The following is a 16,676-nucleotide window of genomic DNA, read 5'->3' as shown; positions in this document are numbered from 1 at the left end:
CGTGTCGCAGACTCACCTCGTCATCCCTGACTGCCTGGTAGCCGGGATCCTCCGCTCGACACCCACCCGCCGGGGTGACCATCCGGTCACCACAGCACCCGCCGACGGTGGGCGATGGCCGCGCGGGCGGCGTTCGACCCGGGGGCGCCGTGGACGCCGCCGCCGGGATGCGCGGACGCCGAGCCCAGGTAGAGGCCCGAGACGCCGGTCTCGGCCCGGCCGAGCCCCGGAACCGGCCGGAAGACCAGCTGCTGGTGGATCTGGGCCGTGCCGCCGTTGAGGCCGCCGCCGATCAGGTTGGCGTCCCGGGCCTCCAGCTCGCGCGGCCCGAGCACCCGCCGCGCCCGCACGTGGGAGCCGAAGCCCGGCGCGAGCTGCTCCATGCGGGCCTGCATCCGATCCGCGAACCGCTCGCAGTCGTCGCGGTCCCACACGCCCCGGACCGAGCCGTCGCCCGCGTCGCCTCGGATCTGCTGGGGCACGTGGGTGTAGGCCCACAACGACTCGGTGCCGGCCGGTGAGCGGGTCGGGTCGGTGGTGGTCATCTGGCCGGTGAGCAGGAACGGCGCGGCCGGGATGGTCTGCGAGCTCACCTGGTGCATGGCCAGGGCCATCTGCTCGACCGAGTCGGCGACGTGCACCGTCCCGGCGGCGTACGGCGGCGGCGCGGCCCACGGGACCGGCCCCTCGAGCGCCCAGTCGACCTTGACGGTCCCGGGGTCCATCTCGAACGACGCCATCGCCGTCCGGGTGCGCGCGGGGACGGCCTCGGCCGGCAGCAGACGGCCGTAGAGGCTGGGCGCGGCGACGTCCGCGATCACCGCGTGCCGGGCCGCGAACCGCTCGCCGTCCCGGGTGCGCACCGCCACGGCCCGGCCACCGCGCACCTCGATCGCGGTGACCTCGCTGTCGCACCGCACCTCGGCACCCTCCGCCCGCAGCCGCGCCGCCATCGCCTCCGCGAGCACCCCCGCGCCACCGACCGGCACCGGGAAGCCGACCGTCTGCCCCAGCATGGTCATCACCCAGCCCATCAGGCCGGAGCCGGGTGCGTTGAGCGGGATGTCCGCGTGCCCGGCGTTGCCGGCGAGCAGGATCCGGGGCGCGAATCCCCCGAAGCGGGTCCGTCCCAGGTCCGCGACGGGTGTCAGCAGCTGGCGCACGAAGCCGAGACCACCGACGGACCGCAACCGGCCCAGCGCCGAGAGCCCGGCCCGCACCGGGGGGGCGGGGTCAGCAGCGCCTGGACCAGGGAGTCGCCGATCCGGTCCCACTGCCCGCACAGCTCCAGCCACGCGTCGCCGTCGCCGGGGTGCTGGGCGTCCATGAGCCCCGCGGTCACGTCGCGGTCGCGGTGCAGGACCGCCCACTCCCCGCTCGGCAGGCAGTGCCCGAGCACGGCGGGCGCGTGCGTCCACTCGAGCCCGAAGCGGTCCAGGCCGAACGAGCCGATGGTCCGCGAGGCCGCGGCGAGCGGGTAGAAGGCGCTGAACGTGTCGTGCACGAACTCGGGATGGACCTCCCGGTCGCTGGCCACCGCGCCGCCGACCTTCGGCTGGGCCTCCAGCACGAGCACCGACCACCCGGCGTCGACGAGCAGGTTGGCCGCGACCAACCCGTTGGGGCCGGCCCCGACCACGATGGCGTCGTACGTCGGGCTCACCGGGCGCCACCGCCCAGCAGCGCGCGCACGTTCCGCCCGAGGGAGACCGGGAGCGACGCCCGCGCAGCCGTGTCGCGGACGGGGTCGTCCTCCGAGCGGCTCGTCAGGACGTTGCCCGACGTGGCCGCGAGGGGGCGTCCGAGATCGACCGTGAGCAGGTAGCACAGCGGCCCCACGATCCGGGAGTACACCGGCGGCAGCGCGCTGAAGCCGAACCTCACCACGTGGTTGACCAGGCTGAGCTGCGCGCCGAGCCGCGGGTGGTCGACCCGCCAGGATCTGGCGGGCCACCCGGTCGGCGCTCGCGACCGGCGGGGGCGGCCGGCCGACGTACCCGTCGTAGTTGGCGGCGGTCCGGTAGATCGGGGTGTCGACGCCCGCGGGTGCGACGTACCCGATGTGGACGCCCGGGACGTCGCGGTTCTCCAGGCGCAGCTGGTGGACCAGGGCGCGCAGACCCCACTTGCTCACCGTGTAGGCGGTCAGCGACGGCACGGCGACGTGGCCGATCACCGAACCGACGAACATGAGCGTGCCCTCCTCCTGGCGACGCAGCACCGGCAGGACGTGTCGGGTGAGGTTGGCCGCCCCGGTCAGGTTGGTGCGGACGACGCCGTCGAAGACCTCGGCCGGCACCTCCTCGGCCCGGCCGTACGACACGACGCCGGCGTTGGAGACCACGACGTCGAGCCGGCCGTGGCGGCGTACCGCCGAGGCGACCAGCTCCGCGACGGCGTCGTCGTCGCCGACATCGGCCGGCAGGACCGTCGTGGACGCCGCGCCCGCGGTCTCGGAGTCGCGCGCCGCCGCCTCCAGGGCCGCGCGTCCCCGGGCGACGAGGACGACGTGCGCCCCCTGTGCCGCCGCACGCAGGACGACCGCCCGACCGATCCCGCTCGACGCACCGGTGACCAGGACGACAGGACGGGAGAAGGTCATGGTGCCGTGTACCCACACGCCAGACGTCCGAGCAGTTCGGTACGACACTGTCGTATCCGGACCCCGCCGTTCGTGGGGAAGATGAACGCGGGCCACCTCGGGTCCGCCTCGGAACGAGGAGCAGACATGACCGAGTACCTCATCTACTTCAACCAGCAGTGGGTGGGCGACCACTCCGAGGAGTGGTTCCGCGGGCGCGCACCGCTCGCCATGGCGGTGGTGAACGAGATGAAGGAGGCCGGCGTGTACCTCTTCGCCGGCGGCCTCGAGGAGGACGGCCCGATCTACAGCGCCGCGCCCACCGGCAGCGGCGCCCTGGTCACCGACGGGCCGTACGTCGAGAGCAAGGAGTGGCTGGGCGGCTTCGCCGTCGTGGACGTCGCCGACGACGAGGCCGCCAAGCGGTGGGCCGGCCGGCTCGCCGAGGGCTGCGGCTGGCCGCAGGAGGTACGCCGCTTCGGGTCGCAACCGAACCTGGAGTGACGCTGCCGACCGGCAGGCCCGGGATGTCGGACCTCAGAGCGCGCGCAGCGCGACGCGGGTCTGCGTCTGCGCCACCCCGCATTCGGTCTTGAGTCGTTGGAGGAGGCGATCGAGAGCGCCGGTGTCGGGGACGTACACGCGGAGCAGGTAGTCGAACGGGCCGGTCACGTGAATGGCCTCCGCGATCGACCTGATGTCCCGGACCCGTTCCAGGAAGGCCTCGCCGCGCGTGTCCGTCGCGAGTCGGACGTCGATGAACAGCACGAGCCCGCCGCGAGGTCCGGGGACGTCCTGGCCGGTCCGAATGGTGTAGCCCAGGATCACTCCGTCAGCCTCGAGCCGACGGACGCGCGCGGCGGTGGCGCTGGTACTGAGACCGACCATGCGGCCGAGATCACTGAACGAGCAGCGGGCATTCTCGCGGAGATGGCCGATGATCTGCTCGTCCAGTCCGTCCACACGCAACAAGATAGCGTTCGGCCGCAAGTACGTCGGTCGCAAGCGTCCGGCTCGCGCAGGCTCGTCTTCGTGATGAGCGAGATCTGGACGCCGGCCCTGGCCGGAGGTGTCGCCGGCCTGGGGGTGGCCATGCCGCTCGGCGCGATCGGCGTACTGCTGCTGCGTGAGGGATGGGAGAACGGGTTCCGCGTCGCCGCCGCGGCCGCTGTCGGGGTGGCGCTCGTGGACCTGGTGTACTGCGCGCTCGCGACCGTGCTCGGCGTACGGGTCTCCGCGACGGTCGAGCACCACCGCGGCGCCTTCCTGCTCCTCTCCGGTCTCGTGATCGTGGGCATCGGCGGGCGCCAGCTGATCGCGGCGTGGCGGGCCGGTGGCGCGACCCCGGCCGGACCGGTCGGCAGGACGACCTCGGCCTGGCGAGCCTTCGCCCGCTTCGTCGTCCTGACCGCCGTCAACCCGATCACGCTGGTGTACTTCGTGGCGTTGGCGGGTGCGGTCACGACGTCGAACAACTCCCGGCTCGCCCCCGCGGTCTTCGTGACGGCGGTGGGGCTCTCCTCCCTGGCCTGGCAGCTCCTGCTCGCCGGCGTCGGATCCGTGTCCGGCGCCTCGATCAGCGCCCGTGCGAGCCGGGTCGTCGGCGTCGTCGCCTCGGGCGTGGTCGTCTCGCTCGGCGCCGCCGTACTGGCCAGCGGAACGGTCGCGCTCACCTGACCACCCCAGCCGTCCGCGCCGGCGCTGCCGAGCGCCACGGCCCGGCACCTCCGGGGAGGTACCGGGCCGTGTCGACGCACGTGGGTGTCAGCGCCGCACCTGGGCGGACCGCGCGGTGCTCCGCTTCGCGGGGGTGTAGCCGGGCTTGGTGCCCCTGACCGTCACCCGGATCCGCTTGCCGACGTCGGCCACACTCAGGCGGTATCGCGGCTTGGTGGTGATCCGCACCTGCTTGCCGTTGCGGAACCAGGCATAGGTGAGCCTGGCGCCGTCCCACCTGCCGGTGACCACGCGCAGCACCTCGCCGCGCTCGAGTACGCCGCGCAGCCTCGGCTTGCTCGTGGTGATCCGGCCTGCCGCGATGGCAGCGGTCGGGCGGCTGTCACGGCTGACGGCGACCTTGCCGGGCTTGGCGCCGAGCACGCGGACGCTGAGCCGCTGGCCACGGTCACCCGCGGTGGGGAGGTACGTCGCGCCGGTCGCCCCCGCGATCGGCGCGCCCGCACGGAGCCACTGGTAGCTGTGCGCCGTGCCGTCCTCCCAGCGGTTCGCCACGGCACGCAGCCGGACGCCGACGCGGCCGACCCCGTTGATGGACGGCGTGGCGGAGACGACGACCTCCGGGACCGGGTCCGGGTCGGGGGGCGTGGTCGGCCTGGTGACCAGTGCCGTGGCCGCGCTCGTGGCCGACGCCTCGGTGTGACCCGCCAGATGACCGGTGACGACCACCTGGATCCGGTGGCCGACGTCCTCGCCCTCCACCAGGTAGCTGCTGGATCGAGCACCGGCGATGGAGGCGCCGTCCCGCAGCCAGCGGTAGGTCAGCTCCGTGCCGGAAGGCCACGCACCGTGCTCGGCGCGCAGGGCTCCACCGGCGACCGGGTCGCCGGTCAGTCCGACGGTCGGTGCCGGCAGCACAGCCGGGGTGACCGCTGTCGCGGTCCGAGCCGAGACGGTGACCGGTGCTCGTCCCGCGCCGGTGACCGTCGCGCGGACGCTCAGGTCCTGGCCGACGTCGTCGAGCCCGACGACGTACGCCGCGTCGTTCGCACCGACGATCGGGGTGCTGCCGCGCAGCCACTGGTAGGTCACGTCGGCACCGTCGACCCAGGAGCCCAGCTGCGAGGTGAGGGTCTGGCCGAAGCTCGGCGTGTCGTCGTCGAGGCTGATCTCGCCGCCGGTCACGCTGAAGTCGAGCGACGCGGTGCCGTCGTTGACCGCGAGCTCCAGTGTCCCGGCACCGGCGCGCAGGGCCGTCAGCTCGTGCGTGGTCGGGTCGATCGCGGCGATCGCGTCCGTGGGCGCATCCGCGGGGGCGCCGACGAAGACCCCGTCGGACCCCGACCAGCGCGAACTCGACGGGTAGCCGAGGTCGAAGGACGAGGTGTCGTCCTGGGTCACCTGCGGGTCGGTGTCGAAGACGTCGCCGACCCGCAACGCGGCAGGCGGCGCCGCGACGTCGAGCCGGTCGACCCGGGTGTTGATCTCCGCGCTCAGCCAGTCGGAACCCAGGTCCTCGGCGTGCTGCCACCGACCGTCCACGGGGTCGATGCCGAGCATCGTCCATCCGGTGAATCCGCCGTTGGCCGGCGTCGAGGCGGGTCCCTTGCCGGAGTTGCCGTTGATCAGGTGCGGTACGCCGTCGAGCGTCTCGGCGTGGAAGACACCGACGTGCGATCCGACGAAGGCGATCGACTTCCCACTGTCGGCGCGGAAGTCGGTGAGCCAGTCCTGGAGGAGCCCTGCCTCCTTGCGGTCACTGAGCTGGCTGCCCTTCGTCGGGAGCGGGTCGTCGATCGGGTGGTGCGAGAACACCACGACGCCCGTGACGCGAGGGTCGGTGGCGGCGTCGTCGAGCTGGGTACGCAGCTCACGGATCTGGCTGAACGAGTCGGCCAGCTTGCCGGTGGCGGAGTTCAGCGTGACGAACCGGGTGTTCTCCAGGTCGAAGGTGTGGTTCGCCGGCCCGAACTCGTCGACGAAGTTGGCGATCGGGCCGCCCATGATCTCGTGGTTGCCCGGGACGTAGTACCAGGGGAACTCCGCGTCGGCGAGCTCCTCGTCGAGGATGCTCCGCGCGAGGTCGAAGTCGGCCGGCGAGGCCTCGTCCACGAAGTCGCCGTTGATGACGAGGGCGTCGGGCTCGGCCGCGACGATCTCCTCGAGCGCGTCCCGCGCGCCCTGGACGGCGCCGCTGTCGGGATCACGCGCCACGAACTGGGCGTCGGACATCACCGCGACCCGCAGCGGGTCGTCGTCGGTGGCGTCGGTCGGGACGACGACCGGGTCCTCGGCCCGCGCGACGACCGGCGCCTCGACGCCCTCGGGCGGCAAATAGGCGTAGATCTTGGAGAACTCCATCGATCCCGTGTACTGCTTGGCCGCGACGGTCTCCAGGATGCGGATGCGCTCGAGCTTCAGCGGGAACGCGAACGAGCTGGGCACCACGAAGTCCTTGCGCTCCCAGCCGGTCCAGGTCGCGTACAGCGAGGTCGGCTCGCCGGTGCTCTCGTCGACCCCGTCCAGCCAGTTGCGCACCCCGTTGGCCTGCATCACCTGCAGCCGCAGCAGGGAGCCGTTGCCGTCGCCCTTGATCCAGACCGACAGCTTCTGCGGGCGCCCGGGGATGTCGATGCCACCGGAGCCGCCGGCGACCGCGCCGGGTGCCACCGCGTACCGGCCGCGGGTTCCGACCGACTCGGTGAAGTCGTAGTTCAGCCTGATGCTCGGGTCACCCTCGTGTCCCTCGCCGGGCACCAGTGCGCCGGTGGGCGCACGGTCGTGGGCGGTGGTCCAGCCGCTGACGTCGGAGAAGTCGTCGATCAGCCGGACCTCCAGGGGCACGGCGACGGCGACCTCGGCCGTCAGCTCGCCCGCACGGAAGGTGATCGTCCCGGTGCCCTCGTCACCGACGGCGGTCACCAGGAACCTCCCGTCCGGGGTGGGCTCGACCTGGAAGGCGTCGGGAGCCGGGTTCTCGACCGTCAGGTCCGCGGGCTCGACCGGAGCGGTGAACCCCTGGGCGTCGCGCCCGGTGATCGCCAGCACCTGACTGGACCCCCGTCGCTCCAGGTTGACCACGGTGTGATCGACCGTGAGGCGGGTCGGCTCGCCGAGCACCTGCAGCCTCGCGGCACCGACGGCGATGCCACGGGTCGCCCGGATGTCGACGAAGCCCCGTTCCCTGCCGGTCGCGACTCCGTCGGCGACGGTCGCGATGCGGCGGTCGGCGCTGGTCCAGGTGCCGGGCGTCTCGTCGACGGCCGACCGCGTCTCGTCGTACCCGCGACCCACCAGCGTGCGCCGGAAGCCGGTGAAGACGCGGTCGGCGTCGTCCTCCTGGGACGCGGGCTCGACGGCGTAGCCCTCCAGCCGCCCGGAGCCCTGCTGAGCCAGGACGAGGCCCATGCCGTCGCCGTCATGGCGCTCGTAGCCGTCGGAGGGCGAGTTCGCGATCGTGGTGCTCGACGCCCCCACGCGCCGTACGTTCATCTGGCTGGATCCGCCACCGTCGGCGTTGATCGCGTCGTCCGCGCCCAGGTCGACCAGGAGCCGGGCCATCTCGGGAAAGCCCATGCCCCGGGCGACCGCGGTCCGGCCGTCGACCACCACGAAGTACGCCGTACGACGGTCCTCGCTGAAGCCGATCATGGTCCGCGGGTTGACTCCGGTGAAGTAGTCCTGGGCCGGGTCGAACGGCGCAGCGACGCCGTCGGTGACCAACGGGTGCCAGGCACCGCCGGCCTCGGCGATGTCGACGTTGTCCTCGTTGATGCCGTAGGCGATGTCGACCGGATCGCCGGCGCTGAGGGCACGGAACCTCACGGCCGCCGGGCTCGCGTCGGACGTCACCAGTGCCTGCTGCCCGGCGGGCAGCGTCCCTTCGCCCACGGTGTCGCTCACCGACACGACCTTGCCGTCGGCACCGACGATCACCTCGACCCCGGCCGCCGCCACCGAGTTGAAGGTGCGGGCCCGGGAGAAGGCGCCCCACTGCGAGTTGTAGAGCGTGACGCCGTCGGCGGGCGCCCCGGAGACATTGACACCGGTGATCGTCACGGCCGTGTCGTCGGCGAACGTCGCCGAGCCGACGAGCGCCAGGTTGACCAGTGCTCCGAGGCCGTCCTTGGTCATCCCGACCGAGGCTGCAGCGTCAGGGTTGCCGGACTTGATGATCGTGCCGTCCTGGATGCCCCATCCCGTGGCCGCGGTCGAGTTGTTGATGTCGAAGCGATCGAGGTTGACGCCGGCGATCGCGCCGGCCCGCTCGGTCATGTCGGTGACGGTGCCGCCGTCGCCCGACACCGTCTCCGGAGTGAGGTAGCGCATCTTGACCGTCGAGTCCGACATCTCGGCCTTGAGCACGTTGATGTGCTGCCACCCGTCCGGTCCCAGCCGATCCCAGCCCACGTGCACCAGGCCGGGAGCGATCTCCTCCCTCTCCACCTGGTTCACCACCGCCGTCCCGCCCCGGTCGAGGTTCATCCCCTCGACGACGACGGGGGCCGACTCGGCCTGAGCCGGCGGCGCGGGCGCCACCACCCCGCCCACGGCCAACCCCACGATGGTGGTGCCGGTGACCGTCCGCCACCCGCGCCTCGATCCATTGCTCACTGTTCAGTCCCGTCAGTACAGGTTCAAAGGAATGGCCTCCGGGCGGAACCCGGGGGCCAGGCAGAACCCTGGCGACGGCGGGAGTCCAGTTGCCCAACGACGCGGGACCAGTGCGTGACCAGTTGGCGCCGAGCCGCCTGGATGGTCGCGCTACCGGAGGTCAGTGGGACCTATCCCTTGACGCGCCTGGTCTCGTACGCCCGTTGCGTTCCGGTCTCCGTGCTTTCAACCAGACGTTGCGCGTCTCCGAGCGAGCGCTGGAACGTGAGCCGCGCAAGCGGGACGCGCTGGAAGCGAAGTTCGACGACGTTGCGGACGACGCCCCGTCGACGGTCCGGGAATGACACTTTCGAAGCGTCCAAGAATCCGTGGTCAGGACAGCGGCGGACCGCCTCGGGTGCGCTGCGGGAAGACATCGCGGACTCGAAGGAGCTCATCGAGATCATCCGAAGGCTGCGCGGCAAGGGGCGCACGAGACCGGCGTTCGCGGAACTCATCACCAAGCAAGGCCTCGTCCTGGCCCGGTATTGCGCCGTGCTCCCGCCGGCCGAGCTGATGGAGTACGCGAGCCTCTACGGGGAGCGCGATCGCCTCAATGCTCAGGTCGCTGCGGCTGCTGGTGGCGCCGCCTTCGGCGGGCCGCTGGCTACCGCGGACCGCACCGTGAAGGCGCTTCGGGAGCAGACGAAGGCGCAGGACAAGACCATTCGCCGACTGGAGCGAGTCATGGAGTGCACCGCCGATGCACATGCGGAGAAGGTCGCCCGGAGCATCAATTCGACCGCGTCCGAGGGCAAGCGCCATCAGCGGAAGGACTAGCGGAACTTCACGATTCGCGACGTCGACCCGCTCGCCGAGTCGGTGCCCAACGTCCGCGCCCGCACCGCCTTGCGTCCTCCTGTGTAGCGTGCGCGAAGGGTCACAACGCCTCGTTGGTTGGTCGCTGACTTGCGGCCGATTCGCTTCCACTTGTTGCCAGCTTTCACCTCCAGGACTACGGATGCGTAGGAGGTTCCGAAGTAGCCGTTCGGCCGCTCGTCCTTGCTGACGACCCGGAACTTGACGACGGCGTTGGGTCGCGGCTTCCGCGGCGCTGCAGTCAACGAAGTGCGCGTCTTGGGGTCGCGCATCTTGAAGTACGCATCGGGCAATGAGAACGAAGATGAGTTGTAGTCGTAGTCGTGCCACTCAACATCCGTGCTGACGGTGTATCGGCCCGCCATCTCGAAAGAGCAGATCTGGAACGACGAGGTTCCATGCGTCGGGTTCTCGTCGTCGTAGAGGTAGTCAGTGCTCACTTCGAGCCCATCCGGACCCGAGATAGTCACGTCGGCCGACCAGCCGTAGGCACCCGGAGGGAGCTCGATCTGGTAGCGGTAGTTATGTTCGTGACATTGCCACAAGACGCCGTCAGGCGACTGGACAGCGCCTCCGGCCGCATGGGCCGGTGTCACCGGGGCGAGCACCGAGGAAGCGACAAGGGCGAGCATGAAGGCTTGAAGGCGCACCCGTCCACGGTAGGTCCGTGCCAACCCGCACGTGGTCGTTTGGATGAAAGTCCGGTCAGTTTGAGTCCGCCCGTCTCGCGCCCAGGGGTTTCAAGGAACAGCAAAGCTCCAGCGGAAGTGAGGGTCGTCACCGTGCCCCTGTCGCTGAGTGAAACTGAGGACACGGGAGGCTCCAGGGGCCACTATTGGCGCCGACTCATCGACGATCGGAAGCTCCTCAATGCCCTTCTCCTCAGTTCGATCCGCCTTGGCGGTCGCGGCTTCACTGGTTCTTGCAGGCGTACTCGCATCTGGGTGCAGCGAGGATCCGCCTGTTTCGGCAGCGGACGATGATGCAGGCACCGTTTCGGAGGTCGATTCTTCAGCCCAGGCCGAGGCCGCCGACGAGACGGTGGATCTGCCCTCGGAGGAGGATCTCCAGGAGTACTTCGACGCTGCTGCTGGCTATGACGTAGCCCAGCTCGAAGAGGCTCGTGCTCTCGCTGAGCCTGGATCGATCGCAGAGGCCTACGTCGGCTACCTGGCAGCGTCGATGACCGCTTATGTCGACGGGGGCGCACCGGGGCTGGAGGGCACAACTGCCGAACGCGAAGGCGACGGGTACGAGTTCTGCCCCGACCCGACGGACGACGACACCTGCCTGCTCTTTGAGAACATCGAGGGCCGCGACGGCAAGATCGTGAACTTCACGATCAACGGCGAATCACTGGACGAGCGCCTCAGCGTTGGCTCAAAGAAGCCGGCGCGGGCAGGCGAACTGGGGAGCGCTCGGCTGCTGTATGCGTATCAGTCAGTCCAGAGCGGGGCACTCTTCGTGATCGCCGAGGTCAGGTCAGGGCAGGAGCCAGTGACCGTGGCGTCATATGAGGCCACCTACCGAAGCCCTAAAGGACGCCAGTCCAAGGCGACCGAGTTCCAGGGGCCATCTGACCTTGGCGCCGACAGCACCGCGAACATCTCGCTGGCCTTCCCAGGAGCCGAGCCTGGCGGGACGGCCACGTTGAAGTTCTTCAGTGACGACTTCATGACTGAGAAGGTCGTCGAACTGAAGACGCGCTAAGTCAACTTGGTCAGCAGCTCACTCTTGCGGATGCGGGAGTGGCGAACGGTTCGACGACTGCCACCTCGGTCGGTGAACCGGCTTCCGGCCTCCAGCGTCACGCCGAGGCGAGCCGCGCACACACCGTCCCGCCCCTCGTCGTCGGTGCAGAAGCACTCCTTGCCACCACCGATGCGGACCGCAAGCTCGACGCTCTCGTGACGTCCACCGCCCGCCAACGCTAGGTACACCAAGCGAAGTGGTTCGCAGACCGACTCCACAACCGCGGCCAGGGTCGCATCTGGGTTGCCGCCATCGAGCCCGAACGCCTCCTTGCCAGAATCAGCGAACAGCGCCATGGCGAGTCCGAGTACGTGGTCGATGCGCGCGGCCTCAACGTTCGCGACGCCGGAGACGCTACAGACACGTGCGACCAGGTAGCACCTGGATAGCAAGCCCGTAGTAGCACGAAGGCCCCTGGTCAGCGTTTCCGCTGGCCAGGGGCCGATTCGCGTGCGTGGGCGATACTGGGTTCGGATCTGTAATCCAGGTCGATCACGAAGGTCTGGCCGACCATCACAGGCCTCGGAACGCCTCGTCGAGCTTGCGTGGAAGCGCGCCGAAGCCCGCGGATGGACAGGTGCCTGATGCTCGGCATCTGCCCTCCACCTGCCTCACCGTTTGCTGCTTCGCCAGGGGGCTCGGCAGTCCTTAGCAAGCTCGCCGTGCGCTGTCAGATCGCTCAGCCTGCATGACATGAAACCTGCGCTCCCTTGCTCGAGGGACGGCGCAAGACGGTCGAGTCCCACACAGTGCGGTGGGGAGTCGCAACTCCAGGGGGTGCGTCATCGGAACACGTTGGCGGTGTTGCGCGGAACTGCAAATCCCTGCGCACGTCCGTGATCTCCGGCCCAGGAATGCGCGCTGACCTGCGACGATGCCGCTCGCGGCACCTGTTGACCCGGCGGACATGTGTAGCCGTCTGCGATTCAAAGCGAGCCCATTCCGAGCTCTCGCGTCAGCCATGCTCCGACAACTAACAAGGTCCGCGCTCGAGCCTAACGCGCAACACGGTCAGCTGGCACCGCGAGGACCCCTGGGACCGGAGACTCCGACAGGACCCAGTCACCCAACCCGTCACCTGTCCGCGCAGCAGTCCCCGCCCCGAGGCCCCAGCACGCGGCTCGGACCGTCGTGAGCCCTCCAGGTAGATGGGTTCCAGGGGACGGGATCGGGCCGGACGGCTCGGTCAGTCCGCGGTGTTGTTGGTCGCGGCTAAGGCGTCAACGCGCCAGATGTCGAGTTGGGAGAGCGCGCATGTCCTGCGTGGCCTGACAGAACCCGTTGCCGCGCCGGCTTCGGCCCGTCGACCATCGAAAACAGTCGAGGTGAGGGAGAAAGGTGATGCGATATTTGGAGTGGGCTCACGTCGAACAGACGGGGCCAGAGAGTGGCGGCCAGTGCGAGGCGCTGGTTCGGTGGCGGTTCGGGCCGGATGGTTGCGACGCCGTCGACGTGCGGTGGGGAGACGGCACGGGCGCCTTGAATGACTCGGCCGTGCAAGTCGGGTTCATCGAGATCGAGGACGAGAAGCCTCTCGAGCAGAAGGTGTACTTGCCGGCACCGAGGCCGCAGCTGTTCGTCGGCGTCTTTCCGCGACTGCAGGCAGACGACGGGACGTGGCTCGGTTCGTTCGATGATGACGCTGGCGTGGAGCAGCCGTGGTACGAGCACGTGCTGTACATCACGATGTCGACGTCGGCCAGGCCCGACATCAGCTCGGGCAATAGGCGTGGGGTGCCACAGTTTCAGCAGCCGTTGTTGGGGCCGGGAACGATGACGTTGCGGTGGACGCGGCCTTCGGACGCGGAGTTCTTCGAGCTCAGCTGCTACCGAGGTTCGACCGACTCGCACCACACGGTCCGCCCGCCAGCGACGCAGCAGATCTTGTACCGGACGAAGGCCGGGGAGTCGATCTCTGCCCGTGTCCGGAGCGGCTTCACGAACTTCGTTGGGGTGGACAAGTGGGGCGAGAGCTCAAGCATCCGGACCGCTGTACCGGCAGAGCACGCCTACCAGTCGCTTCAGGTCGCCGAGGTACAGGCGATCAGCGGCGTCGTCCGCCACACGGACACGTCCGTGCTCGTCGCCGGGGACGGGCAGGCGCAGTCGCTGACCTACTCGGGCTCTGAGGGCTGGCACGTGTGGCACCCGATCACCGATGGCCCGAAACTGGAGCCGCTGCAGCCGGTGGCGTTGATCTCCCGGTCCCCCAACTATATGGACGCATTCACAGTCATCAACAGCCAGGTCCATCTCGCCTGGTGGGGCAAAGGTGTCTGGCACCGCTGGCAGCCGATGTCGGAGGCCTGGCTCCCTCCGCACGCTGCGGTCGGCGCTTGCACCCGCAACTCGGACTTCATGGACGTCTTCGCTGTTGACAAGGACGGCACCATGCGCGGCAGCTGGTGGAACGGCAACCCGTGGCGGGACTGGGGACCGCTCGACGGGGCGACGTTCCCGCCCGGTGCGCCGATCGCGGCCGCATGCCGTAACGACGATGTCAGCGAGATCTGGGCGATCGACATGGACGGTGACATGCGCGGCCGGCACTGGAACGGTCAGTGGAACGACTGGTTCAACCTGGCAGGCCCGAAATTCCCGCCGGGCGGGCACATCGCCGCCGTCGCAAACGGCGGAGAAATGCGAGTAGCGGCAGTCGACATCGACGGGATCGTCCAGGAGATCGCCTGGCGAGGCAACTGGGGCACGTGGGAGCCGCGGCCAGGCGTCGCCTCCGAGCCAGGGCAGCCGCTCGCGCTGGCGCCGCTCTTTCATCTCTGGCTGGTCGACAACAGCGATCACCTCTGCCGGTGGCGGCCCGCCACGCAGGACTGGCTCGTAGAGCGTGAGGAAGGGTTCCGATTCTGGAAGCCGTTGGCTGCCTACGGGCGGCGGGTGGCCGCTTTCAGCAAGGAAGAGGCGTCACCTGGCCTGCACGTCGGCACCATCGACGACGTGTCGCCGGAGAGCCCGTGCTCCTGGTGGGAGGACGCCGACTCCTGATCCAGCTATCGAAGATCCAAACATGGAAGCCGCATGACCATGTGCCTGTGGGTGACCGGCATCCGCGTCATGAAGCTCGAGGGACACGTTGGTCTGATCGACCGCGGACGTACCGCAGCCCCTGCCCCGCCGGTGCCGATCATCTCGGTCGGCTCGGTGAACGCCTCGGTGCTCCAGGCGAGGATCTCGACCTGGTCGGTCACGGTGAGCGGCGCCTGGTAGAAGCCGTCGGGGGCGGCGTGCTCGGGGCCCATCGGCTCCGGCTCGGGAGACAGCTTCCGCCGCGGCCGCAGGTAGAGGTCGCGGTACTCGATCTCCTTCGGCGGCCACGTGTTGTGGCAACGACACCCGCATCGACGTCGGGATGCAGAGAGCCCGCCCCAGGACGCGCGTGGTGGCGTCGCGCGCACGGTGTGCGTGAAGTCGACCGCGGGCACGCGGTCCCTACCGTCAGCCGACGTGCCAGTAGCGCTCGACGAGCTCGGCGCGGGCGTCGTCGTTCTTGGCGACCTTCTTCATGTCGACGGCAGCGTCGGCCTCACGGAGCCGCTCGAGCACGGCGTCGATGAGGTTGGCAGGGAAGACGCCGTCTGCCTCGAACAACGCCCGCTCGCGCTCGAGCTCATCGGCTGATTCGGCGCAGGAGGTCGGCAGCTGCTCGAAGTCGTCGTGGTCGGCGGTGCTCATCCGTGCGGCCAGGTCCAGGCTGTCGGGGTCGGCAAGGCCCCGGCGGGCCGCGACGGCCATTCCGGCCAGGAGCAGGTGGACGTCCGCGGAGCCGTCGCCGAGCCGGAGTTCGACCGTCTGGGGGTCGATGTCCGGCTCGGGGATCGGCTCGGAGCTGCCGGGGTTGGCGTGCGCGACCATGTCGGGCAGCACGCGCCCACGCCAGGCCAGCGGCACGCGCACCAGTCCGGTGCGATCGGTCTCGCCCCAGCAGATGCCCTCCGGCGACTCGTCGCCGTCGGCGAAGCGTAGGTAGGACGTCGGCACGGTGTTGCCGAACGCCGTGAGCGACCTGGCCGACGACAGGTAGCCGGCGATCAGCCGCCGCGCGGTGTCGTTGATCCCATCCTCGTCCACGATCGCGCTCGCACCGTCGAGGACCAGCCGGGTGTGGACGTGCAGCCCGCTACCTGCCCCGTCGCTGCTGACCGAGGGGGCGAAGGTGGCCTCCACGCCGTGCGCGTCGGCGACCTCTCGCACGACCCACTTGGCCAGGACCAGCGCGTCCGCGGCCTGCTCGACGGGCACCGGCCAGAGCTCGATCTCGTGCTGCACCAGCTGCTGCTCGTCACGGAGGATGTTGCCGACCTCTGCGTGGCCGTACTTCAGTTGGACGCCCATCGCGGACAGGTGACCCAGGACCTGCTCGCGCACCTGCTGCCCCTTCGAGTAGGGCGTCGACTCCTGGTAGCCGCGCTCCTCCTCCGCCGGGAAGGTCCGGTCGCGCTCTTCGACCAGGTAGTACTCCAACTCACCGAACGCCTCGAGCACCATGCCCGTCTCCGCGGTGAGCACCTCCGCGGCTCGCCGGACGATCTGCTCGCGCGCGTAGTCGAGGGGCTGACCGTCTTGGTCGTAGAAGGAGCAGAGCACGTCGAGCGAGGTGCGCTCCCCGAACGGGTTCAGGAAGGCGGTGCGATGACGCGGGACGATGTAGACGTCGCTGGCCTCGGTGTCAGTGCCCTCGAAGACGCTGGACCCGTCCACCCGCTCACCCCGGGTCAGGATCTCGGCGAGGTGCTCACGGGAGTTGACGACGAACGCCAGCGTCTTCAGACGTCCGTCCCCGCCGACGTAGCGCAGGTTCACCTGGCGCAGTTCCAGCTCCTCCGCGGCTCGGACGAGATCGCCACACGTGAAGTCTGCTGCCGGTTTTCCGAGCAGGAGCACCAGGGGGTGGGGTTCGAAGACGGCGGTGGACATGTCCGCGTTGTACCCACAGGACACCCCACGGCAGCTGTCGATCTCCCACCAGCTGGCGGCGCACGGGTACGCATCCCTCCGGTCACGGCTCGTCACCCGCCTACGAACCCTCAGCGGGATCCCACGTACGCCCCGGCCAGCGCGGCGCGGACCGGGGCGCGGCCGTCGTCCGTGCCTGATGACCTTCATCCGTGGCGGGCGTCGACAGCTACCCGGTAGCCCGTGTCGGAGGTCGTATGCCCTGTGGCTCTAAGTCCGTGCT

The 16,676-nt window shown here is 69.8% G+C and carries 13 protein-coding genes; 6 read left to right on the top strand and 7 right to left on the bottom strand.

The window, feature by feature from the left end; genetic code table 11:
* Positions 1–86: 86 nt before the first annotated feature.
* Both VMF51_RS24700 and VMF51_RS24695 read right to left on the bottom strand, forming a co-directional pair.
* Positions 87–1,163 (bottom strand): NAD(P)/FAD-dependent oxidoreductase, encoded by a 1,077-nt coding sequence (locus VMF51_RS24700; RefSeq protein ID WP_325477146.1) that lies wholly within the window; start codon positions 1,161–1,163, stop codon positions 87–89.
* Positions 1,148–2,602, bottom strand: a complete 1,455-nt coding sequence (locus VMF51_RS24695) for an SDR family NAD(P)-dependent oxidoreductase (protein ID WP_325477145.1) — start codon at positions 2,600–2,602, stop codon at positions 1,148–1,150. The genes VMF51_RS24700 and VMF51_RS24695 overlap by 16 nt, the downstream gene beginning before the upstream one ends.
* A 126-nt stretch (positions 2,603–2,728) precedes the next feature.
* On the opposite strand from VMF51_RS24695, the gene VMF51_RS24690 reads away from it, so the two are divergent.
* Complete coding sequence (locus VMF51_RS24690; RefSeq protein ID WP_325477144.1) at positions 2,729–3,085, top strand: YciI family protein; 357 nt, start codon at positions 2,729–2,731, stop codon at positions 3,083–3,085.
* Positions 3,086–3,118: 33 nt separating this feature from the next.
* Here VMF51_RS24690 and VMF51_RS24685 read toward each other — a convergent pair whose 3' ends face one another.
* A complete protein-coding gene (locus VMF51_RS24685) occupies positions 3,119–3,544 on the bottom strand; it encodes an Lrp/AsnC family transcriptional regulator (RefSeq protein ID WP_325477143.1) in 426 nt (141 codons plus the stop codon).
* 72 nt (positions 3,545–3,616) lie between these two features.
* On the opposite strand from VMF51_RS24685, the gene VMF51_RS24680 reads away from it, so the two are divergent.
* The gene (locus VMF51_RS24680; protein WP_325477162.1) at positions 3,617–4,258 is read left to right on the top strand and encodes a LysE family transporter; all 642 of its coding nucleotides are present in this window, start codon (positions 3,617–3,619) and stop codon (positions 4,256–4,258) included.
* A gap of 87 nt (positions 4,259–4,345) precedes the next feature.
* Here VMF51_RS24680 and VMF51_RS24675 read toward each other — a convergent pair whose 3' ends face one another.
* A complete protein-coding gene (locus VMF51_RS24675; RefSeq protein WP_325477142.1) occupies positions 4,346–8,872 on the bottom strand; it encodes a phosphodiester glycosidase family protein in 4,527 nt (1,508 codons plus the stop codon).
* A gap of 264 nt (positions 8,873–9,136) precedes the next feature.
* Here VMF51_RS24675 and VMF51_RS24670 point away from each other — a divergent pair, with 264 nt between their 5' ends.
* Entirely contained in the window at positions 9,137–9,691 is a 555-nt protein-coding gene (locus VMF51_RS24670) for a hypothetical protein (RefSeq protein ID WP_325477141.1), read from the top strand.
* On the opposite strand, the gene VMF51_RS24665 is transcribed toward VMF51_RS24670, so the two are convergent.
* Positions 9,688–10,380: a hypothetical protein gene (locus tag VMF51_RS24665; RefSeq protein WP_325477140.1), complete on the bottom strand. Its 693-nt coding sequence runs from the start codon at positions 10,378–10,380 to the stop codon at positions 9,688–9,690. The genes VMF51_RS24670 and VMF51_RS24665 overlap by 4 nt on opposite strands.
* 220 nt (positions 10,381–10,600) lie before the next feature.
* On the opposite strand from VMF51_RS24665, the gene VMF51_RS24660 reads away from it, so the two are divergent.
* Entirely contained in the window at positions 10,601–11,440 is an 840-nt protein-coding gene (locus tag VMF51_RS24660) for a hypothetical protein (protein WP_325477139.1), read from the top strand.
* Here VMF51_RS24660 and VMF51_RS24655 read toward each other — a convergent pair.
* The gene (locus VMF51_RS24655) at positions 11,437–11,778 is read right to left on the bottom strand and encodes a hypothetical protein (RefSeq protein WP_325477138.1); all 342 of its coding nucleotides are present in this window, start codon (positions 11,776–11,778) and stop codon (positions 11,437–11,439) included. The two genes, VMF51_RS24660 and VMF51_RS24655, sit on opposite strands and share 4 nt — an antisense overlap.
* Before the next feature lie 1,198 nt (positions 11,779–12,976).
* On the opposite strand from VMF51_RS24655, the gene VMF51_RS24650 reads away from it, so the two are divergent.
* Entirely contained in the window at positions 12,977–14,485 is a 1,509-nt protein-coding gene (locus VMF51_RS24650) for a hypothetical protein (protein WP_325477137.1), read from the top strand.
* 33 nt (positions 14,486–14,518) lie between these two features.
* Complete coding sequence (locus VMF51_RS24645; RefSeq protein WP_325477136.1) at positions 14,519–14,707, top strand: hypothetical protein; 189 nt, start codon at positions 14,519–14,521, stop codon at positions 14,705–14,707.
* A 228-nt stretch (positions 14,708–14,935) separates the two neighbouring features.
* On the opposite strand, the gene VMF51_RS24640 is transcribed toward VMF51_RS24645, so the two are convergent.
* The gene (locus VMF51_RS24640; RefSeq protein WP_325477135.1) at positions 14,936–16,414 is read right to left on the bottom strand and encodes a glutamine synthetase family protein; all 1,479 of its coding nucleotides are present in this window, start codon (positions 16,412–16,414) and stop codon (positions 14,936–14,938) included.
* Positions 16,415–16,676: the final 262 nt, after the last annotated feature.

This window comes from Nocardioides sp., assembly GCF_035503875.1.
In the GTDB taxonomy this organism is placed as follows: Bacteria; Actinomycetota; Actinomycetes; order Propionibacteriales; family Nocardioidaceae; genus Nocardioides.
Note: the sequence above shows the minus strand (reverse complement) of the source record. Positions and strands in the feature narration are given on the sequence as shown.

Bases quoted from the DNA above. Each gene is read 5' to 3' on its own strand.
- VMF51_RS24695 (WP_325477145.1), bottom strand. From the start codon at position 2,602: ATGACCTTCTCCCGTCCTGTCGTCCTGGTCACCGGTGCGTCGAGCGGG.
- VMF51_RS24640 (WP_325477135.1), bottom strand. From the start codon at position 16,414: ATGTCCACCGCCGTCTTCGAACCCCACCCCCTGGTGCTCCTGCTCGGA.
- VMF51_RS24655 (WP_325477138.1), bottom strand. From the start codon at position 11,778: ATGGCGCTGTTCGCTGATTCTGGCAAGGAGGCGTTCGGGCTCGATGGC.
- VMF51_RS24645 (WP_325477136.1), top strand. From the start codon at position 14,519: ATGACCATGTGCCTGTGGGTGACCGGCATCCGCGTCATGAAGCTCGAG.
- VMF51_RS24680 (WP_325477162.1), top strand. From the start codon at position 3,617: ATGAGCGAGATCTGGACGCCGGCCCTGGCCGGAGGTGTCGCCGGCCTG.
- VMF51_RS24660 (WP_325477139.1), top strand. From the start codon at position 10,601: ATGCCCTTCTCCTCAGTTCGATCCGCCTTGGCGGTCGCGGCTTCACTG.
- VMF51_RS24690 (WP_325477144.1), top strand. From the start codon at position 2,729: ATGACCGAGTACCTCATCTACTTCAACCAGCAGTGGGTGGGCGACCAC.